The sequence below is a fragment of the Streptomyces sp. NPDC005898 genome (assembly GCF_040629635.1).
In the GTDB taxonomy this organism is placed as follows: Bacteria; Actinomycetota; Actinomycetes; order Streptomycetales; family Streptomycetaceae; genus Streptomyces.
The window spans coordinates 188,268-211,926 of record NZ_JBEXWC010000001.1 but is presented as its reverse complement, the minus strand read 5'-3'; the positions used below and the strand labels follow the sequence as shown (position 1 = coordinate 211,926).

At 72.2% G+C, this 23,659-nt stretch carries 19 protein-coding genes; 14 read left to right on the top strand and 5 right to left on the bottom strand.

The annotated features are described in order from the left end of the window. Nucleotides 1-80 precede the first annotated feature (80 nt). From ABZ385_RS00750 to ABZ385_RS00715, 8 genes are all read left to right on the top strand, one after another. Nucleotides 81-428 carry a nitrilase-related carbon-nitrogen hydrolase gene (locus tag ABZ385_RS00750; RefSeq protein ID WP_358908893.1) on the top strand — a complete coding sequence of 116 codons (348 nt, stop codon included), beginning with the start codon at nucleotides 81-83 and terminating at the stop codon, nucleotides 426-428. A gap of 523 nt (nucleotides 429-951) precedes the next feature. Beyond that, nucleotides 952-2,010, top strand: coding sequence for a LacI family DNA-binding transcriptional regulator (locus ABZ385_RS00745; RefSeq protein ID WP_358908891.1), 1,059 nt, complete (start codon nucleotides 952-954; stop codon nucleotides 2,008-2,010). A 121-nt stretch (nucleotides 2,011-2,131) separates the two neighbouring features. Further along, the gene (locus ABZ385_RS00740; RefSeq protein WP_358908889.1) at nucleotides 2,132-3,466 is read left to right on the top strand and encodes an extracellular solute-binding protein; all 1,335 of its coding nucleotides are present in this window, start codon (nucleotides 2,132-2,134) and stop codon (nucleotides 3,464-3,466) included. A gap of 5 nt (nucleotides 3,467-3,471) precedes the next feature. Beyond that, nucleotides 3,472-4,458, top strand: coding sequence for a sugar ABC transporter permease (locus tag ABZ385_RS00735; protein ID WP_358908888.1), 987 nt, complete (start codon nucleotides 3,472-3,474; stop codon nucleotides 4,456-4,458). Continuing rightward, on the top strand, nucleotides 4,455-5,291 hold the full coding sequence (locus ABZ385_RS00730; protein ID WP_358583430.1) for a carbohydrate ABC transporter permease: 837 nt from the start codon (nucleotides 4,455-4,457) through the stop codon (nucleotides 5,289-5,291). The genes ABZ385_RS00735 and ABZ385_RS00730 overlap by 4 nt, the downstream gene beginning before the upstream one ends. Nucleotides 5,292-5,339: 48 nt before the next feature. After that, nucleotides 5,340-7,574, top strand: coding sequence for a glycoside hydrolase family 3 N-terminal domain-containing protein (locus ABZ385_RS00725; RefSeq protein ID WP_358908886.1), 2,235 nt, complete (start codon nucleotides 5,340-5,342; stop codon nucleotides 7,572-7,574). Nucleotides 7,575-8,116: 542 nt separating this feature from the next. Next, nucleotides 8,117-9,184 (top strand): endo-1,4-beta-xylanase, encoded by a 1,068-nt coding sequence (locus ABZ385_RS00720; protein ID WP_358697844.1) that lies wholly within the window; start codon nucleotides 8,117-8,119, stop codon nucleotides 9,182-9,184. Nucleotides 9,185-9,330: 146 nt separating this feature from the next. After that, a complete protein-coding gene (locus ABZ385_RS00715) occupies nucleotides 9,331-10,296 on the top strand; it encodes a glycoside hydrolase family 6 protein (RefSeq protein WP_358908885.1) in 966 nt (321 codons plus the stop codon). Here ABZ385_RS00715 and ABZ385_RS00710 read toward each other — a convergent pair. Next, nucleotides 10,290-11,150, bottom strand: coding sequence for an alpha/beta hydrolase (locus tag ABZ385_RS00710; protein WP_358909289.1), 861 nt, complete (start codon nucleotides 11,148-11,150; stop codon nucleotides 10,290-10,292). The two genes, ABZ385_RS00715 and ABZ385_RS00710, sit on opposite strands and share 7 nt — an antisense overlap. A 226-nt stretch (nucleotides 11,151-11,376) precedes the next feature. On the opposite strand from ABZ385_RS00710, the gene ABZ385_RS00705 reads away from it, so the two are divergent. Genes ABZ385_RS00705 through ABZ385_RS00695 form a run of 3 tightly spaced genes read left to right on the top strand, consistent with a single transcriptional unit; the run spans nucleotide 11,377 to nucleotide 15,799 of the window. After that, nucleotides 11,377-13,743: an FHA domain-containing protein gene (locus tag ABZ385_RS00705; RefSeq protein WP_358908883.1), complete on the top strand. Its 2,367-nt coding sequence runs from the start codon at nucleotides 11,377-11,379 to the stop codon at nucleotides 13,741-13,743. An 11-nt stretch (nucleotides 13,744-13,754) separates the two neighbouring features. Continuing rightward, nucleotides 13,755-14,783 carry a hypothetical protein gene (locus tag ABZ385_RS00700; RefSeq protein WP_358908881.1) on the top strand — a complete coding sequence of 343 codons (1,029 nt, stop codon included), beginning with the start codon at nucleotides 13,755-13,757 and terminating at the stop codon, nucleotides 14,781-14,783. Next, nucleotides 14,783-15,799 (top strand): serine/threonine-protein kinase, encoded by a 1,017-nt coding sequence (locus tag ABZ385_RS00695; RefSeq protein ID WP_358908879.1) that lies wholly within the window; start codon nucleotides 14,783-14,785, stop codon nucleotides 15,797-15,799. The genes ABZ385_RS00700 and ABZ385_RS00695 overlap by 1 nt, the downstream gene beginning before the upstream one ends. A gap of 18 nt (nucleotides 15,800-15,817) precedes the next feature. Here the strand turns inward: ABZ385_RS00695 and ABZ385_RS00690 are convergent, their stop codons facing one another. After that, entirely contained in the window at nucleotides 15,818-17,116 is a 1,299-nt protein-coding gene (locus ABZ385_RS00690; protein WP_358908877.1) for a streptophobe family protein, read from the bottom strand. A 182-nt stretch (nucleotides 17,117-17,298) separates the two neighbouring features. Between ABZ385_RS00690 and ABZ385_RS00685 the strand changes: the two genes are divergently transcribed. Together ABZ385_RS00685 and ABZ385_RS00680 are read left to right on the top strand one after the other, a co-directional pair. After that, nucleotides 17,299-18,582 (top strand): DUF6777 domain-containing protein, encoded by a 1,284-nt coding sequence (locus ABZ385_RS00685; RefSeq protein WP_358908875.1) that lies wholly within the window; start codon nucleotides 17,299-17,301, stop codon nucleotides 18,580-18,582. A gap of 49 nt (nucleotides 18,583-18,631) precedes the next feature. After that, entirely contained in the window at nucleotides 18,632-19,072 is a 441-nt protein-coding gene (locus tag ABZ385_RS00680) for an OsmC family protein (RefSeq protein ID WP_358908873.1), read from the top strand. A gap of 7 nt (nucleotides 19,073-19,079) precedes the next feature. On the opposite strand, the gene ABZ385_RS00675 is transcribed toward ABZ385_RS00680, so the two are convergent. Both ABZ385_RS00675 and ABZ385_RS00670 read right to left on the bottom strand, forming a co-directional pair. Further along, nucleotides 19,080-19,940: an alpha/beta hydrolase gene (locus tag ABZ385_RS00675; protein WP_358908871.1), complete on the bottom strand. Its 861-nt coding sequence runs from the start codon at nucleotides 19,938-19,940 to the stop codon at nucleotides 19,080-19,082. Then, on the bottom strand, nucleotides 19,937-20,530 hold the full coding sequence (locus tag ABZ385_RS00670) for a TetR-like C-terminal domain-containing protein (RefSeq protein WP_358908869.1): 594 nt from the start codon (nucleotides 20,528-20,530) through the stop codon (nucleotides 19,937-19,939). Before ABZ385_RS00670 ends, ABZ385_RS00675 begins: the two co-directional genes overlap by 4 nt. A gap of 265 nt (nucleotides 20,531-20,795) precedes the next feature. On the opposite strand from ABZ385_RS00670, the gene ABZ385_RS00665 reads away from it, so the two are divergent. Next, complete coding sequence (locus ABZ385_RS00665) at nucleotides 20,796-22,001, top strand: right-handed parallel beta-helix repeat-containing protein (RefSeq protein ID WP_358908867.1); 1,206 nt, start codon at nucleotides 20,796-20,798, stop codon at nucleotides 21,999-22,001. A gap of 27 nt (nucleotides 22,002-22,028) precedes the next feature. Here ABZ385_RS00665 and ABZ385_RS00660 read toward each other — a convergent pair whose 3' ends face one another. Beyond that, nucleotides 22,029-23,543: an MFS transporter gene (locus ABZ385_RS00660; RefSeq protein WP_358908865.1), complete on the bottom strand. Its 1,515-nt coding sequence runs from the start codon at nucleotides 23,541-23,543 to the stop codon at nucleotides 22,029-22,031. Nucleotides 23,544-23,659 lie beyond the last annotated feature (116 nt).

The window sequence follows — 23,659 nt, the reverse complement described above, 5'->3', positions numbered from 1 at the left end:
CGCGGCGAGGACGGCCGGATCCACAACTCGGCGCCGAGATCATCATCCAGCCCACCCTCACCACCACCCGCGACCGGGAGATGGAACTGGTCTGCGCCCGCGCCAACGCATGGACCAACCAGGTGTACGTCGTCAACGTCAACGCCTCCTACCCGGCCGGCGTCGGCGCCAGCGCGATCGTCGACCCGGAGGGGATCGTCCGCCAGCAGGCGGGCACGGGCGAGGAGATCCTCGTCGACGTCCTGGACCTGGACACCGTCACTCGGGTACGTGAGCAGGGCTCGGCCGGCCTGAACCGCCCCTGGGCCCAACTCGTCCGCTACGGCGAGCGAATCCACCTCCCCATGTACGGCGGCACCTTCCGCACCCCGGAGTGGTCCCAGAACCAGGCTCCGGGCCAAGCCCCTTCGCTCGGATCACCTCGCTGACCAGCGGATCAGCGGACACAGAACCACCGCCGCGATCAGGCGCCGGGACCGGAGGACGAGGAGGGGCGCGGCCGCACGCTCGTGACGGAGTTGGCCGAGGACTGGGGAACCGGGCCCGGGGTCGGCAGGAGTGAGCAACTTCGGTCGCCGCCAACGGAGCCGTGCGGAACGAGCCGAAAAATTGGGTCTGGACCTCGTCGGTTGCGTACTGCCTGGAACTCGCGGACCACCGGTGCCACCGGCTGCCTGAACGGTTCCGGCGGATCGGGCGGAGCCGGCGGCACCGGCGACCACACCGGCGCGGGCGGCCTCGGTGGCGCAGGTGGCCGGGGTGGCCTCGGCGGCGCCGGAGGGGCGGACGGCGGTCTGGGCGGCAACGCGGGCCGAACCCCCCCCTCGCGCCAGGCGGCTTCGCCGCGCTCACGTCGGACAACTCTCCCGGCGGGGCGCCGCCGTCGGCATGTCTTACGGTTTCCGGAAGGCGCCCGGAGTTTCCGGGCGGACAGCTACGGAGGTGGGGCCGGTGGCCGGGGAAAGCGCTCAGCGCAAGGCGGGCACACGCAGCCCGGACGGGGCGGTGAAGGTGACGATCGCCGAGATCGCGCGGGAGGCGGGGGTGTCCGTGCCGACCGTCTCGCGCGTCGTCAACGGGCGCTCGGACGTCTCGTCCGCAACCCGCGCCCGCATCGAGGACCTGCTGCACCGGCACGGCTACCGGCGGCGGCCGGCCGCGCCCGGAGCCCGGGCGGCCCTGCTCGACCTGGTCTTCAACGACCTGGACAGCCCCTGGGCCGTCGAGATCATCCGGGGCGTGGAGGAGGTCGCGCACGAGGCGGGCGTCGGCACGGTCGTCTCCGCGATCCACGACCGGGCGGGCGCCGCACGGCAGTGGATGACCAACCTCCGGGCCCGCGCCTCCGACGGGGTGATTCTCGTGACGTCGGTGCTCGCACCGGGGCACCACGACGAACTGCGCCGCCTGGGAGTGCCGTTGGTGGTGATCGACCCGGCGGGGTCCCCCGTCGGCGAGGCGCCGACCGTCGGCGCCACGAACTGGGCGGGCGGCATGGCCGCGACCGAGCATCTGCTCCAGCTCGGGCACCGGCGCGTCGGGTTCATCCAGGGCCCGCCGCGGCTGCTGTGCTCACGGGCCCGCCTCGACGGCTACCGGGCCGCGCTCGACGTGGCCGGGGTGGCCGTGGACGACGCGCTCGTGGTCCCCGGCGACTTCTACCACGAGTCCGGGTTCACCGGCGCGGGACGGCTGTTGGACCTCGACGAACCGCCGACCGCCCTCTTCGCCGCGAGCGATCAGATGGCGCTCGGTGCCATCGAGGCGCTGCGCCGGCGCGGCCTTCGGGTGCCCCAGGACATGAGCGTCGTCGGCTTCGACGACCTGCCCGAGGTGCGCTGGTCCTCGCCGCCCCTGACGACGGTCCGGCAACCTCTCTCCGACATGGGCAAACTGGCGGCGCGGATGCTGCTCGACCTGGCGCGCGGCATCGAGCCGGCGTCGCCGCGGGTGGAACTGGCGACCGAGCTGGTGGTCCGCGCGAGCACCGCCTCGCCGCGCGGCGTCTGAGGGACCGCCACTCAGGGGGCGTCAACGGCCGATTCTGTCCGGGCCGTTGACGCCCCCGACGTATGCCCGTAACTTCCATGGCCATCTCGATAATTCTCGGAACTCTTCCGGAAGGTGCGCCATGCCAGCCTTCGACCGAGCCGCCACGTCCGCGTCCGGCACCGTGTCCTCAGCTCTCTCCCGCCGCCGGTTCATGGGGGCCGCGTCGGCGGCGGGACTGGGTGCGGCGGGCCTCAGCGCCTGTTCGGACGGCGGCTCCACGACCACGGACAGCCAGGGCCGGACCGTCGTGGAGTGGTGGAACATCCAGACCACGCAGCCGTCGAAGACCGTCTGGCCCGAGCGGGCCAGGGCGTTCGAGGCCGAGCATCCCGACGTCCGGGTCAAGCTCGTCACCATGGAGAACGACGCCTACAAGTCGAAGATGACGGCGCTGACCAGTTCCGGAAAACTGCCGGACATCTACCACACCTGGGGCGGTGGTGTGCTGGAGCAGCAGGTCGACGCGGGCCTCGTCGAGGATCTGACCCCCTCGATCCGGCCCTGGGCGGACACGCTCCTGTCGGCCTCACTGGAGCCGTACCGGATCGGCGGCAAGACGTACGCCGTGCCCTTCGAGATCGGGGCGGTGGGCTTCTGGTACAACAAGGCGCTGTTCACCAGGGCCGGCATCAAGACGCCGCCCGCCACCTGGGCCGACTTCCTCGACGCGGTCAAGAAGCTGAAGGGTGCCGGTATCACCCCCATCGCCCTCGCGGGCAAGGAGAAGTGGCCCGGCATGTACTACTGGGCGTACCTGTCCCTGCGGATCGCCGGCGTCGACGGCATGCGGAAGGCCGCTGCCGCCGAGGACTTCACCGGCGGCGACTTCGTCAGGGCGGGGGAGCACCTCAGGCAACTCGTCGCGCTCCAGCCGTTCCAGAAGGGCCACCTCGGGGCCGCCTACTCCACGCCCAACGGCGAGGCGGCCACCATGGGCAACGGCAGGGCGGCGATGGAGCTGATGGGCCAGTGGGCGCCCGTCGCCCAGGCCGACGCGGGCAAGGGCATCGGCAAGGACCTCGGCTTCTTCCCGTTCCCCGAGGTCGCCGGCGGCAAGGGCGCCCGCACCGACGTCTTCGGCGGGGGAGGGGGCTACGCGGTACGCAAGGGGGCACCCAAGGCGGCCGTCGACTTCCTGAAGTTCTTCATGACCGCCGAGTCCGACCGCGTCCTCGTGAAGGAGGCCTCGATCATGCCGGTCGTCAAGGACGCGATGAGCGCCCTGACCGACCACAATCTCCGGCTCGTCTCCGAGACCGTCGACAAGGCGACCGGCTTCCAGCTCTACCTCGACCAGGCCTACCCGCCCGCCGTCGGCCAGGAGATCAACGACTCGGTGGCCGCCCTGATCGCCGGGTCCAAGTCGCCCGAGCAGGCAGCCCGTTCGATCACCCAGGTCGCGAAGAGCCAGTGACCCACATGACCTCCACGCCCGTGAAGGACCGCGCGCCCGCCGCCCCACCGCGGCGACCGGACACCAGGGTGCGCCGGCCACCGGCCCGGCGGGCCGCCGACTGGCTGACCGCCTTCAGCTTCACCCTGCCCGCCCTGCTCCTGTTCGGCGCGCTGGTGCTCGCCCCGATCCTGTACGCCCTGTACGTCAGCCTCTTCAACTGGGGTGGTTTCGGCGCCCCTTCGGACTACGTCGGCCTCGACAACTATCGCCGGCTCAGCCACGACCCGGTCTTCCTCGGCGACCTGTGGCGCGGCCTGCTGCTCGTGCTGTTCTCGGTGTGCGTACAGCTGCCGTTCGCCCTCGGCATGGCCGTCCTGCTCAACCAGAAGCTGCGCGGCAGGGCCCTGTACCGGACCCTGTTCTTCGCCCCCTACGTCCTGTCCGAGGTCATCACCGGCGTCCTCTTCTCCATGATCTTCGCGCCGGACGACGGGCTCGCCGACAAGGTGCTCGACCCGGTCGGCCTCGACGGCCTCGGTGGGCTGTGGTTCGCCGACCAGGACCATGTGCTGGCGACCCTGTTCCTCGTCATGACATGGAAGTACTTCGGCTTCCACATGATGCTGTACCTGGCCGGACTCCAGCAGATCCCCGCCGAACTGCACGAGGCGGCCCGCATCGACGGCGCGAGCCCCTGGCAGCGCTTCCGGCGCATCACCCTGCCGCTGCTCGGACCGACCGTCCGCATCAGCGTCTTCCTGTCCGTGATCGGCGCGGTCCAGCTCTTCGACCTGGTGTGGGTTCTCACGCAGGGCGGCCCCGACCACCACTCCGAGACCCTGGCCGTGACCATGTTCCAGTTCGGCTTCAAGCGCTACCAGATCGGCTACGCCAGCGCGATCAGCATCGCCATGTTCCTCATCAGCCTTGTCTTCGCCCTCGTCTACCAGCGCTCCGTGCTGCGCCGTGACACCGAAGGAGCCCTCACCACCATGCGAGCCTCCCGATGAGCGCGGGCGCGCGCCGCACGCTGCGCTCCGCGCCGTTGTACGTGCTGCTGTGGCTGGTCGGCGCCGTCATGGTCACACCGCTGCTGTACGCGTTCGTGTCCGGGTTCAAGTCCACCGACCAACTGTCCCGGAACACGTTCGGCCTGCCCTCGCCGTGGGTGACGTCCAACTACACCGACATACTCGCCTCCGGCTCGTTCTGGCGCATGCTGGGCGCCTCCACGCTGATCGCCGTCGGCACGACCGTGCTGACGGTGGGCGCCGCGGCCCTCGCCGCCTTCGCGCTCGCCCGTTTCGCCTTCCGTGGCCGGGAGTTGCTGTTCACCCTCTTCACCGTGGGGTTGATGTTCCCGTTCGCGGTGGCGATCCTGCCGCTGTTCGTGCTGCTGCGCACGTTCGGGCTGCTCGACAACCCCTGGGGCGTGATCCTGCCGCAGGCCGCGTTCGGCCTGCCCATGACCATCGTCATCCTGCGCGGCTTCTTCCGGGAGATCCCCGGCGAACTGGAGGAGGCCGCGACCCTCGACGGCTGCTCGGCGTTCGGCTTCTTCTGGCGGATCCTGCTGCCCATGGCGCGGCCCGCGCTCGGCACCGTCTCCATCCTCGCCATCGTCGGCAGCTGGAACAACTTCCTGCTCCCGCTCCTGGTGTTCAGCGAGCAGACCTGGTGGACGATCCCCATCGGCGTCCAGCAGTTCCAGGGTCAGTACGGCGCCGACATCGCCCGCGTCTTCGCCTATCTCGTCCTCGCCATGGTGCCCGCCCTCGCCTTCTACGCCGTCGCCGAACGGCAGTTGATCGGGGGCATCACCACGGGCGCCACCAAGGGCTGAGCGCCCAGGCGCCAATGCCTCCGTCCGAGACCGCACTTGAGGAGTCCCATGGTCGAGCCCTGGCAGGACACCACCCTGCCCGCACCCGTCCGGGCGGCGGACCTGTTTGCCCGGATGACCGCCGAGGAGAAGACCGCCCAGCTGTGCAGCGTATGGATCGGCGCCGAGAAAGCCGACGACGCGGCCAGTGACGTCGCCCCCGGCCAGCACACCTATGCGGCCCGCAGTGCCGCTCTCGACGCCCTGCTGCCGCACGGCCTCGGCCACCTCACCCGGCCCTTCGGCACCGTGCCCGTCGAACCCGCCGAGGGCGCCGCCCGCCTCGCCGAACTCCAGCGCGTGATCCGCTCCGGAAACCGTTTCGCCCTGCCCGCGATCGCCCACGAGGAGTGCCTGACCGGGTTCACCGCCTGGCGGGCCACCGTCTTCCCCACCCCCCTGGCCTGGGGTGCCACCTTCGACCCCGTGCTGATCACCGAGATGGCGCGGGGCATCGGCGCGTCGATGCGCTCCGTCGGCGTCCACCAGGGGCTCGCCCCGGTCCTTGACGTCGTACGGGACCCACGCTGGGGCCGGACCGAGGAGGCGATCGGCGAGGATCCGTACCTCGTCGGCACCATCGGCACCGCCTATGTGCGGGGCCTGGAGTCGGCCGGGATCGTCGCCACGCTCAAGCACTTCGCCGGGTACGCGGCCTCGCGCGGCGCCCGCAACCACGCGCCCGCCTCGCTCGGCCCGAGGGAGCTCGCGGACGTGGTCCTGCCGCCGTTCGAGATGGCCATACGCGACGGCGGCGCCCGCTCCGTGATGCCCGCCTACAACGACATCGACGGCCTGCCCGCCCATGCCCACGTCGAGCTGCTGACCCAACGCCTGCGCGAGCAGTGGCAGTTCACGGGAACCGTCGTCTCGGACTACTACGGCGTCTCCCTCCTCGAAGAGGCGCACCGGATCGCCGACGGGGAGCGCCACGCCGCACGGCTCGCCCTCGCCGCCGGCGTCGACGTGGAGCTGCCGGCGGCCCGCTGCTTCGACCCCGCCGACCCGCTCCCCGAGGACCTGCTCGACCGGGCCGCGCTGCGCGTCCTCACGCAGAAGTGCGAGCTGGGGCTGCTCGACCCCGACCGGGAGCCGGCCAGGGACGACGCGGCGCCCCTCGACCTGAACCCCCCGCACCTGCGGGAGGTGGCGCGGAAGATCGCCGAGGAGTCGGTCGTCCTGCTCGCCAACGACTCCGGGGCGCTGCCGCTGGGGGACGGGCTGCGCGTCGCCGTCGTCGGACCGCTCGCGGACGAGCAGGCCGCCATGCTCGGCTGCTACACGTTCCCCCGGCACGTCGGCGTGCACCATCCCGAACTGCCGATGGGCGTCGAGGTGCCGACGCTCGCCGAGGCGTTGCGCGTCGAGTTCCCGCACGCCGTGTTCGTCGACGATCCGGCGGCGGCCGACATCTGCCTGGCCGTGGTCGGGGACCGGTCGGGTCTGTTCGGGCGCGGCTCGTCGGGTGAGGGCTGTGACGCCGAGGACCTCCAACTGCCTTATGAGCAGGGCCGACTGCTGGACGAGGTGATGGTCTGTGGCCCGCCGGTCGTCATCGTCGTCCTCAGCGGGAGACCGTACGCGCTCGGCCGCTGGGCCGAGCGGGCCGCCGCCGTGGTCCAGGCGTTCTTCCCCGGGCAGGAAGGCGGCGGCGCCGTCGCGGGCGTCCTCTCCGGCCGGGTCGGCCCCTCCGGGCGCCTGCCCATCGGGGTGCCGCGCAACCCGGGGGGCCAGCCGGCGCCGTACCTCGCTCCTCCGCTCGGGCGGCACGGCTTCCCCAGCACCGTGGACCCGACACCCCTGTACCCGTTCGGGCACGGGCTGTCGTACACCACGTTCAACTGGGGCCAACCGGTGTGCGACACCACGGAGTTCGCCACCGGCGGTGAGACCGTGCTGCGGCTGACCGTCCGCAACACCGGTGAGCGCCCCGGAACCGAAGTCGTGCAGCTCTATCTGCACGACCCGGTCGGCACCGTCGCCCGCCCCGAGATCCGGCTCGTCGGCTACGCCCGGGTGCCGCTGGAGGCGGGAGCGTCGGCCGAGGTCCACGCCACGTTCCCCGCCGACCTCGCCGCGTACACCGGTGCCGACGGCAGCCGCGTCGTCGAACCCGGCGCCCTCGAACTGCACGTCGCCGCCTCCAGTGCCCATGTCCACCACACCGTGCCGCTCACCCTCACCGGGCCGGTCCGCGAGGTGGGGCACGAGTGCCGGATGTGGTGCGAGATGCGCGTCAAGTAGATGCGCGTCAAGTAGTCGGAAGGGCGCCTTGGAGGGGGAGAGGGCGGCCCGAGGCAGCGGAAGGCGGCGACCCGAGAAATTTCGCGTGCCGATCCGGAAGTATCGGAACGGCGGGCCTTCCTCATCCGCGTGGCAGCGCCCTGGAGTGGCTTGACCAGGGGCGCTGTCCGCGCCATCCGGTCCGCCGCCCTGCGCTGACAACCAGTTCCCGCCCAGCGAAAGTTTCGGACCCGACGTCGATTATTACGAGAGGTATTGACGGCGTTCGGCGGCCCTCTATCATCCAGAATGCTCGATAAACCGACCCACGTTCGATATGTCGAACGGGTCAGCCGCACCACAGGGACCGGGCAGGGCACCTCCGGGCAACTCGACCATCCATGGCCGTCCGTGGAAGGGGAACCCCATCGATGCGTATGTCATGGACGCCTCAAAGTGCCTCCCGCGGGCACGCCCTGGCGGCCACCGGCGGCCCGCCCGCCGCTGCCCTGCCGGTACCCACCCGCACCTGTCACTTCGCACCCGACCGTACGAGGAGAACCATGAATCGACTGAAGCGGCTCGGCCATCGCCGGGCCTCCGTGTCGGCCCTGGTGGCCGTGGCGGCCCTGGCGCTCACCGGGACCGCCACCGCCGCGCCCGACGCGACGTCCCAGGCGTCCACCCTCGGCGCTCAAGCCGCCCAGTCCGGGCGGTACTTCGGGGCCGCGGTGGCCGCCGGGAGGCTCGGGGACGGCACGTACACCGGCATCCTGGGCCGTGAGTTCAACAGCGTGACGCCGGAGAACGAGATGAAGTGGGATGCCACGGAGCCGTCCCGCGGGTCGTTCAACTTCGGCGCCGCCGACCAGATCGTCAACGGCGCCAGTTCCCACGGTCAGCGCGTGCGCGGCCACACGCTCGTCTGGCACTCCCAACTGCCCGGCTGGGTCGGCTCCATCAGGGACGCGAACACCCTGCGCGGTGTGATGAACAACCACATCACCACCGTGATGAACCGCTACAAGGGCCGGATCCACTCCTGGGACGTGGTCAACGAGGCCTTCGCCGACGGCCCCAGCGGCCAGCTCCGCAGCTCGGTCTTCCGGGACGTGCTCGGCGGCGGCTTCATCGAGCAGGCGTTCCGGACCGCCCGGTCCACCGACCCGGCGGCCAAGCTCTGCTACAACGACTACAACATCGAGAACTGGAACGACGCCAAGACCCAGGGCGTCTACCGCATGGTGCGCGACTTCAAGGCACGGGGCGTACCCATCGACTGCGTGGGCCTCCAGGCCCACTTCGGCGCCGGGGGCCCGCCCGCCAGTTTCCAGACGACGCTGGCGAACTTCGCCGCCCTCGGCGTGGATGTCCAGATCACCGAACTGGACATCGCGCAGGCCTCACCGACCGCGTACGCGAACACGGTCAGGGCCTGCATGAACGTCGCACGGTGCACCGGCATCACCGTCTGGGGCATCCGCGACAGCGACTCCTGGCGCAGTGGGGAGAACCCGCTGCTGTTTGACCGCAACGGAAACAAGAAGCCGGCGTACAACGCGGTGCTGACGACGCTGGGCGGCACCCCCGCCACCCGCGGGGCCCGTGACCGGGTGGCGCACACCCCGTAACGCCCGCACCTCCACGCGTCACCGCCGGACCGCGTGTCCGGCACCCGCCCCAACGGGGGAGCGCCACTCATCGAACCCTACCCATGGGAGCGCTCCCCCGACCTCCGCCCTTCCTCGACACCCCCTCAGAAAACCGAGGTACTCTCATGCGCCGCAGACTGCTCGCCCTGCTGGCAGCGCTCTCCTCCCTGCCGCTGGCGCTCACCGCCGCACCGGCCGCGCACGCGGCCGACCCGACGACCCTGACCAGCGGGTTCTACGTGGACCCCGACTCCAGCGCGAAGCGGTGGGTCGCCGCCAACCCCGGCGACGGCCGGGCGCCCGCGATCAACGCGTCCCTCGCCAACACCCCGATGGCCCGCTGGTTCGGCTCCTGGAGCGGCCCCATCGGCGCCGCCGCCGGCGCGTACGTGGGCGCCGCGGACGCCCGGGACAAGCTGCCCCTCCTCGTCGCCTACAACATCTACAACCGCGACTACTGCGGCGGGCACTCCGCGGGCGGAGCCGCCTCGCCGTCCGCCTACGCGACCTGGATCGCCCAGTTCGCGGGCGGCATCGGCAGCCGCCCGGCCGTCGTCGTCCTCGAACCGGACTCCCTCGGGGACTACGACTGCATGACCCAGGCCCAGATCGACGAACGCGAGGGCATGCTCACCGGCGCGCTCGCCGAGTTCAGCCGCCGGGCGCCCCACACCTGGGTCTACCTCGACGCCGGCAACCCGGGCTGGGTGAGCGCGTCGACCATGGCCCGGCGCCTCCACGAGGCCGGCCTCCAGCAGGCCCACGGCTTCTCCCTCAACGTCTCCAACTATCTGACCACGGCCGAGAACACCGCCTACGGCAACGCCGTCAAGCGCGAACTCAGCACCCGGTACGGCTACACCAAGCCGTTCGTGGTGGACACCAGCCGCAACGGCAACGGCTCCAACGGCCAGTGGTGCAACCCCTCGGGCCGCCGTATCGGTACCCCCACCCAACTGGGCGGAGGCGCCGAGATGCTCCTGTGGATCAAGGCCCCGGGCGAGTCCGACGGCAACTGCGGCGTCGGAACCGGCTCCACGGCCGGGCAGTTCCTCCCCGAGGTCGCCTACAAGATGATCTACGGCTACTGATCCGGGGCCCCTTGCCCGAGGGTGAGCATCGCCTCGGCGATCTCACCGGCCGCCGCCCCGGGGAGTGCGGTGGCGGCCTCCTCGAGCACGAGCAGCCGTGCCCCGGGGATCTCGCGCGCGATCGCCTCGCCGTTGCCGACGGGGAAAAATGGGTCGCGGCGGCCGTGGACGACGAGCGTGGGGACGTCGATCCCGGGCAGGCGCTCGCGCCAGCGGGGGGCGCAGTCGAGCCGGGAGAACACCATGCCCAGCTGGTTGGCCGTCTGGACCGGGGGCGTGGTGCCCGGCGTGCGGTCCCAGACGCGCGCGGCGATCTCGCGCGCGGCGGCGGGGTCGTCGCCCCGGATCTCCGCGCCGGCGGCTGCGAACTCCGCGACCGCCTCGCGGTCGGTCCAGTCCGGCTGCGGGCGGGCGAACAGCCGGTTCATCGTCGCCCGGTCGTGGTCGGGGAGGTCGGCGTCGGGTGGGCCGGGGGCCACCGCGCGGGTGCCGACCAGCGTGAGCGCCGAGAACGCGGCCGGATGGTCGAGCACGGCCACCTGCGCGACCATCCCCCCGACGCCGATCCCCGCGAGGTGCGCGGGCCGCCCGCCGAGCGCGCCGGCGAGGGCCGCCGCGTCGGCGGCGAGGTCGCGCAGGGTGTAGGCGGGCGCCTGCGGGTCCGCGGTGGTCGACTCCCCGCTGTCGCGCAGGTCGTAGCGCACCACGCGCCGGCCGCCGGCGGCGAGGCGTTCGCACAGCGCGTCGGGCCAGGAAAGCATCGTCGGCCCGCCCGCGAGCAGGACGAGGGGCGCGTCGACGTCACCGAACGACTCGACGCCGAGGGCGACCCCATGGGCGTGGACCGTGGTCACCGTGGTCATCGGATCTCCGGGAGTACGTCGTCGTAGGGCGGCCGCGGCGCGCGGCCGAGATGGGGCGCGGCAGCCACCTCAAAGATGCGAGTCATACCTGGGCAGACCCGATCCACTGCCCGAACTCATCGCCCGCGCGCTGATCGCCCTCGTACTCGCCCGCCCGGTGGAGGCCGGTGGCGGCGACCCCCAGGCAGAGATCAGGGCGAATGGGTAGAATTCTGGCATGGGGAAGCGGCCTGTGGCGCCGACTGCGCCCGAACTCGTACTGGAGACCGACACCGGCTCCACGGTGATGAGTCCGAGCCGGGACTATCACGTGGGGCGCGACCCGCTGAGCGACATCGTCCTCGACGACGCCCGCGTCTCGTGGCATCACGCCGTCCTCCACGCCGAGCTCGATCACTGGACCATCGAGGACGAGCACAGCACCAACGGGACGTACGCCGACGGGCGGCGCGTCGCGGAGGGCGACATCGGGCCGGGCAGCGTCATCCGCTTCGGCAGCGCCACCGACGGCCCGCGCGCGGTGGTCGTCGGCCGCACCCCGCCCGAACCCCGCGCCCCCGAACGCCCCTCCTCCGTCAGCACGCCCTCGGCCACCGGCACCTTCCGGCAACCGACGACCGTGCGCCCGCTGCCCACCCGCACCGTCCGCATCGGCCGCGCCGACGACAACGACGTGGTCATCGACGACCTGGTCGTCTCCCGCCGGCACGCCGAACTGCGGGTCCTGCCGGACGGTACGTACGAGATCGTCGACCTCGGCAGCCACAACGGCACCTACCTCAACGGCCAGCCCGTGGACCGGGCCCCTCTCGCACCGGGGGACATCGTCGGCATCGGCCACCGCGCGTACTGCCTCGTCGGCGACCAGCTCCAGGAGTACGTCGACACCGGCGAGGTGTCCCTCGACGTCCAGGGCCTGACGGTCACCGTCGACCGGGGCCGAAAGACACTCCTCGACCAGGTCTCGTTCCCCGTCGGCGAGAAGTGCCTGCTGGCCGTCGTCGGACCCAGCGGCGCGGGGAAGTCCACCCTGCTCAACGCCCTCACCGGGCTGCGCCCCGCGGACGGCGGCACCGTCCTCTACGACGGCCGCGACCTCTACCGCGACTACGCGGAGCTGCGCCAGCGCATCGGCCTCGTACCGCAGGACGACATCCTGCACGCCCAGCTGACCGTGCGCCGCGCCCTCGGCTACGCCGCCGAACTCCGCTTCCCCCAGGACACCGAGCGGGCGGAACGCCGGGCCAGAGTCGACGAGGTCATCCGCGAACTCGGCCTGGAACAACGCGCCGACCAGCCCATCCACAGCCTCTCCGGCGGCCAGCGCAAACGCGTGAGCGTCGCACTCGAACTGCTCACCAAGCCCTCACTGCTCTTCCTCGACGAGCCCACGTCCGGGCTCGACCCCGGCATGGACCGCTCCGTGATGCACATGCTGCGCGGCCTCGCCGACGACGGCCGCACGGTCATCGTCGTCACGCACAGCGTGCTCAGCCTCGACGTGTGCGACCGGCTCCTCGTCCTCGCCGCGGGCGGGAAGATCGCCTACTACGGGCCGCCGCGGGACGCGCTGCCGTTCTTCGGCTTCCCGCAGTGGCCGGAGGCGTTCGAGGCCTTCGAAAGCGACCGCGACCGGGACTGGGCACGGGACTACCACCTCTCTCCGCTGCACCAGCGCTACATCGTCAACTCCTCCGCGCAGCCGTACCCGATGTCTCTCCCGCAGGACGGCGCGGCCGCGCCCGGCTCCTTCGCGCCGCCGCCGAAACCGCAGAGCTGGGGATCCCAACTGCGCACGCTGGTGCGGCGGTACGCGGCCGCGCTCGGCGCGGACCGCACGTTCCTCGCCATCATGATCGCCCTGCCGTTCGTGATGGGCGCCATGGCCCGTGCGCTCGCCGGAAGCCGGCTCACGCAGGAGACGGCGATGAACGCGCTGCTCATCCTCTGCGTCGGCGGAGTTCTGACCGGTGCCGCCAACGCGGTGCGCGAACTGGTCAAGGAACGCGTCATCTACCGGCGGGAACGGGCGGTGGGGCTCTCCAGATCGGCGTACCTCATGTCCAAGGTCGTCGTCCTCGGCACGGTCACGGTGCTCCAGGCCGTCGTACTGACCCTCGTCGCGCTCCTCGGCGTCGACCTCAACGCGCCCGGCGGCAAGGGGGTGTTGCTGCCGCCGCTGGTGGAAGTCACCCTCGCGGTGGCCCTGCTGGCGTTCACCGCCATGATGCTCGGCCTGCTCGTATCGGCACTGGTGCGCAAGGAAGAGGTGACGATGCCGCTGCTCGTGTTCCTCGCCATCGTCCAGGTCGTCTTCTGCGGCGCGCTCCTCAAACTGAACGGCGTGCCCGGCGTCGAGCAACTGGCGTGGCTCGTGCCTTCGCGCTGGGCGCTGGGCGCCATGGCGGGCACCATCGGCCTCGGCAGGATCGTCCCGGGCGAGCTGACCGCCGACCCGCTGTTCCGGCACTCGGCGGGCGTCTGGCTGCTGAACATGGGCATGCTGGTGGTCCTTTCGGTCGTCTTCGGATACGTGGTCGCCAGGCTGCTGCGGCGCCATGAACCCGCCGTCATGCGGAAGTAGGAGCACCGGCGATGACCCCCGCGGACTTCCGCCCCACCCATGTGGTTCCCCAGGACGGACTGCCCGCCTGGGAGGCACCGGACGTGGAGCGTCCGACGACCCCCCTCGACGCGCTGCTGCCCGTGCGGCTGGTCGACCGGCTCGGCGACTGGGGCCGGATCGTGTGCGCCAACGGCTGGTCGGCGTGGGTCGACAGCCGGCTCCTGGTCGCCGTCCCCCGCGATCCGCCGGGTGCGAGCGGCCCCCTGACCCGCACGGCGGACCCGCGCCCGCTGCTGACCAGGACCGAGGACGCCCTCGGCCGCTACCGGCGTGCGGCGGAGGAACTGGTGGGCGGCGGCGACGGGGAGTCCTTCCGGCGCGGGACACGCGGGCTGCGGGTGGGCGTGGTCGTGGAGGGCGAATCGGTGTGGCTCTACGACGCCGACCACGAGCGGTGGGTGTACTGCGACGGAACGCGGCTCAGTACGTACGCGGCGACGGAAGGGCCTGCCACCGATGAGCGCGGCGATGACGACGAGGCCGCCGAACCCCCACGGGCAGCCGCCACCGACCCCGGCGCTTCCCCGCCGCCCGCCGAGGAACCGACCCGCCTCGTCCCCGCCGCGCAGGAACCGACCGACGGAACCGACGGCTCGACCGCCGGGGTGGGACCGGGGGCGGGGGAGACGCAGGTGGCGGGTGAGGTGGCGGGGCCGGGGCCAGGGCCCGGGGAGACGCAGGTGGTGAATGAGGTGGCAGGGGTAGAGCCGACGCGGGTGGCGGGTGAGACGGTGGAGCCGGGGGAGACGCGGGTGGTAGACGAGGTGGCCGGGCCTGAGCCGACGCGGGTGGTGGGTGAGGTGGTGGCGCCGGGGGAGACACAGGTGGTGAATGAGGTGGTGGGGGCAGAGCCGACGCGGGTGGTGGGCGAGGCGGTGGAGCCGGGGGAGACGCGCGTGGTCGATGGGGCGCACGTACCGCACGGCGGTCGGCCGGCCCCGTTTCTGCCGTCCGAGGGGGACGAGCCCGATCAGCCGCTCCGGTCCGGTGACGCCTGATGGCGGCCGCGCCGGGCGAGGGCGGCCCGAGCCCGCACTCCGGGCGGCCCTCCGAGCTGATCGGGCAGCGCATCGCGGACTACCGGGTCGAGGGTGAGATCGGCCGCGGCGGCATGGCCGTCGTCTACCGGGCCAAGGACCTGCGCCTCGACCGGACCGTCGCCCTCAAGCTGCTCGCCCCCGAACTCGCCCGCAACGACACCTTCCGGCGGCGCTTCACGCACGAGTCACGCGTCGCCGCCGCGATCGAACACCCGCACATCGTGCCCGTCTTCGAGGCGGGCGAGACGGACGGGGTGCTGTACATCGCCATGCGGTACGTGCCCGGCAGCGATCTGCGCCACCTGCTCGACCACGGCGGCCCGCTCTCCGTCACGGCCGCGCTGCGCATCGCCACCCAGATCGCGTCCGCGCTCGACGCGGCGCACGACCACGGCCTGGTCCACCGGGACGTCAAGCCCGGCAACATCCTCATCGCCAAGGGCACGGACAGCGACCACCCCGAGCACGCCTACCTCACGGACTTCGGCCTGACGAAGAAGTCCTTGTCGCTGACCGGGTTCACGACCGTGGGCCAGTTCGTCGGGACCCTCGACTACGTGGCGCCGGAGCAGATTTCGGGCCGCCCGGTGGACGGCCGATGCGACGTCTACAGCCTCGCCTGCGTCATGTACGAGACCCTGGCCGGCGGGCCGCCGTTCCAGCGCGACGACGACATCGCCCTCCTCTGGGCCCACCAGTACGACCGGCCGCCCCGCCTGACGGAGAAGCGGCCGGGTGTTCCCGCCGGCCTCGACGGCGTCCTGGCGAAGGCGCTGGCCAAGAGCCCGGAGGACCGGTACGGGTCGTGCCTCGAATTCGCCGCCACGCTGCGGGCGGCGGCCATGGGCAGCCGTACGGACGGCCACCCCCCGACGTGGGTGGACCGCCGCGTAGAGCAAGCCCCGGCCCACCCGGGCGCGCCCCCCGATCCACCCCGCTGGGCCCAGCCGGTCTTCCGGCGGCTGACCGACTAGATTCCCGCCCCGGCCCCGTCAGGCCCCGGGCCGCACCTCGCCCCGCCGGTGGACCCGCCGCGCCAGCACCCCGCCGAGGAACCCCGAGACCAGACCCCAGGTCACGGCCAGAAGCAGCGCCTGCCAGAGGTGCGGCCGCAGCTCCACGAGGCCGGACAGGCCCCCGCCGAGATCCCCGATGCCAAGGAGCGAGAGCCCGTAGTGGGCCGACACGCCCGCCAGGAGACAGACGGCGAGCACAGTGAGGGCCAGCGCCACCGCCATGTGCGCGGCGTGCTGCCAGGCCCGCATCCGGGCAGGGGAGCGGGCCGCCATCAGGAACGCGGCCGCCACCACCAGGAGCGCCGCGACGACCAGCAGCCACCACACCCGCCCGTCGTACTCGGCGAGGGTCCGCAGGCTGAGCGTGGAATCGGCCGGCGTACGCAGCACCTCGTCGAGGACCCGCGGCATGGGCAGCCCGAACGGCCCGTCGACCCGGCCCTCCCAGGACGCGCCGAGCCCCAGGGTGAAGGCGAGCCAGACGAGGTTGGGCAGCCCGAGCAGCAGCACCGCGAACGTCTCCGTCGCATGCCCGCGGGTCGCCGCGACGACGAGCCCGGCGACGAGCCCCAGGGCGGCGTACGACAGCAGCAGGAACACCATGGCGAACGCGGCGGGCCGCACCGATTCCTGGAAGCGCAGCAGGCGGGCGGGGAGCGGGGCCCCGCGCGAGACGAGCAGCGCCACGACGAGGACGCCCGCGAGCCACAGCAGCCCGAAGACGAGGGTCAGCGGCACGTCCGTCTTGAATCCGACCTCGGGCGAGGAGTCCAGCAGATCGCCGATCTCTCCGACGGGCCCGTCGCCGAGCGCGATCGCGAAGCGGTGCCGGGCCAGCAGGGCCAGGCCGATGAGGAGGACGACCCACAGCACCGCGATCCGGGCGGCCCAGCCGGCGAGTTCCCTCACGTCGGCGACGGCCCGGTGCCGCAGCGGCCGGAGGAAACCGGCGGCGAGCACCAGAGCGCCGACCAGGCTGACGGAGAGCGGGAGCACGGAGAGCCCCGCGTCCGTCTCGGCGATCAGCCCGGCGTCGCCGGAGAGTCCGACGGAGCCGCCGACCGCCATCACGACGACGGCCGCGACGACACTCGGGAACGCCCCGCCGGGCAGGTCGGCGGCTCCCGCGGCCCACAGGCCGAGCCCGGCGACGACGGCCATGGCCGCCAAGGAGGCGAGCACGGCCACAAGGGCATGGGGCCAGCCATGGGGGGCCCGTCGGCTCTGCTCCGGGCGCCTCGCCCCGGCCCGCCGCGGCGGTGTCTGCTCGCTCACGGTGCCACGCTAAGCAGCGCGGGACCGGTCCGCCTTTCGAGAGGGCCTTCGGGAGGGCCTTCGGGGGGCTTGGGGGAGAGCCGGCCGGCGTCGGCTTGCGGGCCCCCGGACACCGAGGCACACAATAGGCGCGTACCGGAATAAAAGGTACGTCGCCGAATCCCCTACGCAGGGAAGTGTTCGTGAGCGTCGAACCGCCGTCGTCAGGACGTCCCACAGGACCCCCTTCGGGCCCGCTCTCGGGCCCTTCGCGGCCGAGCCCCGGGCCGGGCGAGACCCAGGCGGGCGCGAGCCCCGCCGGCTCGACACCGCCACCGGGTGGCGCGCGCCCCTCGGGACCGTCGAGCGGCGGCCCGCCGGGCGGTCCAACCGGTGGCGGGGGCGGCGGAGGGTCCGACGGTCCGGGCGGAGGCGGCTCCGGCGGAGGCCGCGGAGGAGGCCGTCCGTGGTGGAAGTCGGCGCCCCGCGTCGCGGCGATCTCCGCCGCGGTGGTGGCCGCGGTGATTTTGGCCGTCGTCCTCACCCGCCCCGAGGGCTCGTCGGAGTCGCGCGGCGAGGTCCTCCTCCAGCCCGCGGGCAAGTCGGGGCCCGACCCCTTCACCGAGTCGACGGCCCGCGAGGGCTCCACGCCACCGTCACCGAGCGAGCTGCCCAGCTCGTCGGCCTCGGCCAACGTGACGCGCGGCGTCGACGGCGCGGCGCCCGGCCTCTACGGCGGGACGCGGAAGGTCGGCAGCTGCGACGTGGAGAAGCAGGTCGGCGCGCTCCAGAAGGACCCGGCGAAGAACAAGGCGTTCGCCTCCGTCCTCGACATCGAGCCGTCCGGCGTCCCCCGCTATCTGCGCTCGCTCACGCCCGTGCACCTGCGGTTGGACACCCGCGTGACCAACCACGGCTACCGCGACGGCCGCGCCACCGGCTACCAGGCCGTGCTGCAGACCGGCACCGCGGTGCTGGTCGACGACCACGGCGTGCCGCGTGTGCGCTGCGCCTGCGGCAACCCGCTGCTGCCGCCCGTCGCGCAGAAGAGCACACCGCGGCAGACGGGCGACGCGTGGCCCGGGTACCGGCCCTCGAACGTCGTGGTCGTGGCGCCCGCCACCCAGGTCGTGCACCAGTTCGTGGTGTACGACCCGGACAGCGGCGACTGGTTCACCCGGGGCAAGGGCGACACGGGCACCGGCGACAAGAAGACGAAACCCCCGGCGACCAGGCCTCCCTCCCGGCACCCGGACAACCCGTCCCCCGACGAGTCGACCTCGACGGCCAGTACACCGCCGTGCGACGGGCGGTCCCCCGGGGCGCCGCCGGCCAGCTCGTGCCCGCCCTCGTCGGTCCTGCCGCCCTCCTCGTCGGCGCCGCCCTCCTCACCCCTCACGCAGCCGCCCCCGTCGGTCGAGGAAGAGTCGCCCGCGTCCGACCCGGCACTGCCGCCGTCGTCCCCCGAGGTGGACGGCAGCCCGTGAGCGAGCGGATGTCACGGGCCCGGCGACGGCGTGACAGTACGCTCCTCGCATGACTGACAATGCACTGCGTTCCGTCACCATCGAGCGGGCGGGGCCGGGCCGGTTCACCGTGACCAACGCCCGGGGGAGCACGCTGACCTTCGGCACCGGCGGGGGTGCCGACTTCACGCCGGTCGAGTTGTTCCTCGCGGCGATCGGCGGCTGCAGCGCGGCCGACGTGGAGGTCGCCACGAGCCGTCACGAGGAACCGACCGCGTTCACCGTCACCGTGACCGGCAACAAGGTCGAGGACGAGGGCGGCAACCGGATGTCGGACCTCGGGGTCGCCTTCCACGTCACGTTCCCGGACGGTCCGTCGGCGGAGCGGGCCCGCACGATCCTGCCCCGGGCCGTGAAGACGTCGCACGACCGGCTGTGCACGGTCAGCCGCACGGTCGAGGCGGGCACCCCGGTCACCGTGACCGTCTCCGACGGCACCGGCGGCGCCTGACGCATCGTCAGGCGCGCAGCGCCTTCGCCATGTGCTCGGCGAAGGCCGCCGGGTGCGTGGTCAGGCCGGTGTGTCCGCCGGGGAAGTGCAGCAGCTCCGTGCCGAGGCGGTCGGCCAGGAACGCGGCCGGGCGGTAGGGGAGTTCGCCGCGGGAGTCCTCGCCGCCGGCGAGCACGAGCCGGTCGGACAGCGCCGCGAGGCGGCCCATGTCGGGAACATAGGACATGAACGCGGGCACGATCCGGCTCACGAAGTACGGCAGGTCGGCCATCGTCCGCTCGGCCCGGGCCGCCGCCTGGGGCGGCAGGGCGAGCTCGGCCTCCTCCCGCCGAGCGGAAGCCCCTGCGTCCGCGACCTTCCCCCGGCCCCCGGCGAGTCCGGCCGCGAAAACGGACATCGCCGGCATGACTCCCTCCGCGCGGAACGTCTCCCGCACGCGCGCGATCAGTGCCCGGTGCTCGCACGCGTCCGGCAGGACCTCCACCAGCGGCGGCTCGTGGGCCACGACGCGTGCGACGCGCTCGGGGCGGGCGATCAGCAGGTGCACCGCGGCGATCGCCCCCGAGCTGGTGCCGAAGACCCGTGCCGGTGCGCCGGGTGACAGCAGGTCAAGAATGCGGGAGGCGTCGTCCGCGTGCTCGGCGACATGCTGCTCGGCACCGGGATCGTCCAGCGGACTGCGGGACATGCCGCGCGGGTCGTAGGTCGCGACGGTGTACTCGGCGGCCAGCTCGTCGGCGACGGGGTCGAAGGCAGCCGCACCGCCGGTTCCCCCCGGGATCAGCAGCAGGAGCGGACCTCGCCCGCGCACTTCGTAGTGCAGACGCGCGCCGCTGACGCGCAGACCGCCATGGGTGGGGCCGTTCATGAGGATGCTCCTTCGTCGGACGTGGGCCAGTGCTCCAGGAGGGTGTGGAGGGCGTCGAGGGCACGGTTCCAGGACTGCCGCGCCGGCCGGGTGTGCCCGAAGCCGTCCGCCGCCTCCAGGGCGACGAACCCGTGGAACGTGCTGCGCAGCAGCCGGACCGCGTCGGTCAGATCGGGTTCGGCGAGGCCGTAGCCGCGGAGCATGCTGTACGTCAGCTCGACGGCCCGGCGGGGTCCGGGCGCGCGGGCGGCCAGCTCGGGGTCGACGTCGATCGAGGTCTGCGTCGCCAGATAGCGGCCGGGGTGCTCGTGGGCGTAGTCGCGCCAGGCGTCGGCGAACGCGACGAGCGCGTCCTTGCCCGCCCGTCCGGCGGTCGCCTCCGCGATCCGCAGGGTCTTCTCGTCCGCGGCGAGCAACGCGATGCGCCCCCGCAGGTCCTCCAGACCCCGGACGTGCGCGTAGAGGCTCGCGTCCTTCACGCCGAGCCGCCGCGCGACCCGCGCCATGCTCACCTGACCGAAACCGGCCTCGTCCGCCAACTCGGCAGCCGCGAGCGTCACCCGCTCCGCCGTCAGCCCTGCCCGCGCCATACAGCCTCCCCTGTTCCTAGGGTCCCTAGTTATAAACTAGGAGCCCTAGGAATGCAATCGGGTTGGCGCGTTCATGGGGTTGTTCAGCCGACCGTTCCGCCCCTTGAACACTGTTCATGTCTAAGAACTAGAAACATGTACGTGACTATTGACGCGTTCCCCTCAACTTCCTAGGGTCCACTGCAAGCGCTTTCCCCCCGCGTGGCAGCGGCTCTGTCAGCCGCTCGTTCACGTATCCGAACACGAACGTGTCTGGAGACAAACGGTGAAGCTGACTCGCACGGTGCACCTGACCCCCGTCGCCGCGTCCGCCGCCCTCCTGGCCGGCGCGCTCGTCGCGCTGCCCGGACCCGCGGCGCAGGCCACGCCCACCCCGCCCCTGGCGGCCGACGCCCTGTACGTCGCGCCGAACGGCACCGACGCCGCCACCGGTACCCAGGCGAACCCGACCACCCTCGCCGCGGCGATCACCCGCGTCACTCCCGGCGGGACGATCTATGTGCGCGGTGGCACCTACCGGTACGCGAAGACCGTCACGATCCCCGCGGGCAACAACGGCACCTCGGCCACCCGCACGAAGCTGACCGCCTATCCGGGGGAGACCCCCGTCCTGAACTTCTCGGCCATGGCCGAGGACCCGGCGAACCGCGGGCTCGCCGTCAACGGCCGGTACTGGCACGTCAAGGGGCTCGTCGTGGAGCGGGCCGGCGACAACGGCATCTTCGTCGGCGGCAGCGGCAACATCATCGAGCGCACCGTGACCCGCTTCAACCGCGACTCGGGGCTCCAGCTCTCCCGGATGGCCTCCAGCACCCCGCGCGACCAGTGGCCCTCCGACAACCTCATCCTCAGCGCGCTCTCCCACGACAACGCCGACTCCGACGGTGAGGACGCCGACGGCTTCGCCGCGAAGCTCACCACCGGTCCGGGCAACGTCTTCCGCTACGCCGTGTCCCGCAACAACATCGACGACGGCTGGGACCTCTACACCAAAAAGGACACCGGGCCCATCGGCCCGGTGACCATCGAGGACTCTCTCGCGTACCGCAACGGCACGCTCTCCGACGGCACCGTGAACTCCAACGGCGACCGCAACGGCTACAAGCTCGGCGGCGAGGACATCGCGGTGAACCACATCATCCGGCGCAGCATCGCCTACGCCAACGGCAAGCACGGGTTCACCTACAACCGCAACCCCGGCAAGATGGCGATGACGGGCAATGTCGCCGTCGACAACGCCCAGCGCAACTTCTCGTTCGACGCCGGCACCACGGTGTTCCGGGACAACGTCTCGTGCCGCGCCGCGAGCGGGTCGAACGACAAGGCCGTCGGGGACGCCGACGGCTCGAACCAGTTCTGGTCCGGCTCGAACGGCTCCCGGTGCTCCGCCTACTCCGGCGCGCTGAAGTGGTCCTTCGCGGCGGACGGGCGGCTGGTCGTGTCCTTCGGCGGCACCCGGGTGGCACCGTGACCGCTCGAAGGACACGCCGGCGCCGGGTCAGGCGATGGCGGTGTCCGCCGACTCCGGCTTCTTGGCCGCTTCCGCCGTCTCCGCCGTCTCCGCCTGCGCGAGCTTGCGCACCTGCGGCTTGTGCTTGGTGAGGCCGACCAGCGCCACCGCCACGATCAGGACGAACGCGACACCGGCGATGGCGAAGCTCAGCGTGAACTGGCTCTCGGCGGGCAGCGGGGGCGCCCCGGCCGGCAGGTGGTCGAGCGTCTTGGACGCCAGCAAGGAGGTGATGATCGCGCTGGCGACCGCGCTGCCGACCGACCGGGAGATGGAGTTGAGGCCGTTGGCGATGCCGGTCTGGTGGTGCGGGACGCTCGCCACGATGAGGGCGGGCATGGCCGCGTAACCAAAGCTGATGGCCACACCGATCAGCAGGCCGGCGAGGATGATCGACGCGGACGTGTCGTGCGCGAGGGTCAGCCAGGTGAAGCCGGCCACGCCGAACGCGGCGCCCACGGCCAGCGTGAACCGGGCGCCGATCCGCCCGACCAGCATGCCGCCGAACTGCGCGGCGAGCAGCGAGATCACCGTGGTCGGCAGCAGGTACTCCACCGAGGAGCGCAGGACCGAGGCCCCGAAGCCGTACCCGGTCAGCTCCTCGGGCATCTGCACCAGGTAGGCGACCCCGATGAACTGCGAGAACATCGCGAAGCCGAGGAACAGCCCGGCGAGGTTGGTGAACAGGACCGGCCGGTGGGCGAACATCCGCATGTCCACCATGGGGGCGCGGACCGTGCGCTCCACCAGCGTCCAGACGGCCGCCATCACGAGGGCCCCGGCGAACAGGCCGAGCGTGCGGGCCGAGGTCCAGCCCCACTCGTGGCCCTGCGAGATCGGCAGCAGGAGCAGGACGAGCAGCGCCGCCAGGGTCGCCGCCCCGAGCCAGTCGGTCCGGCCGCCCGTGGTGGACCGCGAGGTGGGCACGCGCATCAGGACGCCGAGGAGAGCGACGACGGCGAGAGCGGCCGCGAGCCAGAAGACCCGGTGGTAGTCGGGGTCCGAGCCCTGGGTGAGCAGGCCGGCCGCGACGAGGGCCAGACCGCTGCCGACCGCGAGCGTGCCGCTGACCATGGCCATCGCGCCGTGCAGCTTGGCCGGCGGCATCTCCTCGCGCAGGACCGAGAGGGCGATCGGGAAGATCGCGGTCGCGGCGCCCTGGAGCACCCGGCCGACGATGAGCCACAGCAGGGAACTGGTCGTGGCGGCGAGCACCGAGCCGGCGATCATCAGCAGCAGGACGCCGACCAGGGTGGGCTTCTTGCCGTGCATGTCGCCGAAGCGGCCGAGCAGCGGGGTGAACACCGCGGCGGACAGCAGGGTCGCGGTGGTGACCCAGCTGACGTTCGCGGTGGAGGTGCCGAGGTCGCTCTGGATGATGCTCATGATCGGCACGACGAGGGTCTGCATCATCGAGACGATCATGGCGGAGAGGCCGAGGACCAGGACGAGCGAGGTGTCTCCGGCGGAGCGTGTGCGCGCCGCGCGAGCTGTGGGTGTCACGGGTTACTTCCGTACGTCGAACGCGAGGGGAATGAGGCCCTGGCCTGGCCGAGGGCGGAACCTGAAGCCTGCGAAGGTGCAGGACCTAGAAGGTTGATGTCTTCAAGCAATGAGGT

Bases quoted from the DNA above. Each gene is read 5' to 3' on its own strand.
- ABZ385_RS00670 (WP_358908869.1), bottom strand. From the start codon at position 20,530: ATGGCGCGGGCAGGGCTGACGGCGGAGCGGGTGACGCTCGCGGCTGCC.
- ABZ385_RS00730 (WP_358583430.1), top strand. From the start codon at position 4,455: ATGAGCGCGGGCGCGCGCCGCACGCTGCGCTCCGCGCCGTTGTACGTG.
- ABZ385_RS00700 (WP_358908881.1), top strand. From the start codon at position 13,755: ATGACCCCCGCGGACTTCCGCCCCACCCATGTGGTTCCCCAGGACGGA.
- ABZ385_RS00740 (WP_358908889.1), top strand. From the start codon at position 2,132: ATGCCAGCCTTCGACCGAGCCGCCACGTCCGCGTCCGGCACCGTGTCC.
- ABZ385_RS00695 (WP_358908879.1), top strand. From the start codon at position 14,783: ATGGCGGCCGCGCCGGGCGAGGGCGGCCCGAGCCCGCACTCCGGGCGG.
- ABZ385_RS00735 (WP_358908888.1), top strand. From the start codon at position 3,472: ATGACCTCCACGCCCGTGAAGGACCGCGCGCCCGCCGCCCCACCGCGG.
- ABZ385_RS00680 (WP_358908873.1), top strand. From the start codon at position 18,632: ATGACTGACAATGCACTGCGTTCCGTCACCATCGAGCGGGCGGGGCCG.
- ABZ385_RS00750 (WP_358908893.1), top strand. From the start codon at position 81: ATGGAACTGGTCTGCGCCCGCGCCAACGCATGGACCAACCAGGTGTAC.
- ABZ385_RS00705 (WP_358908883.1), top strand. From the start codon at position 11,377: ATGGGGAAGCGGCCTGTGGCGCCGACTGCGCCCGAACTCGTACTGGAG.
- ABZ385_RS00720 (WP_358697844.1), top strand. From the start codon at position 8,117: ATGAATCGACTGAAGCGGCTCGGCCATCGCCGGGCCTCCGTGTCGGCC.
- ABZ385_RS00675 (WP_358908871.1), bottom strand. From the start codon at position 19,940: ATGAACGGCCCCACCCATGGCGGTCTGCGCGTCAGCGGCGCGCGTCTG.
- ABZ385_RS00725 (WP_358908886.1), top strand. From the start codon at position 5,340: ATGGTCGAGCCCTGGCAGGACACCACCCTGCCCGCACCCGTCCGGGCG.
- ABZ385_RS00715 (WP_358908885.1), top strand. From the start codon at position 9,331: ATGCGCCGCAGACTGCTCGCCCTGCTGGCAGCGCTCTCCTCCCTGCCG.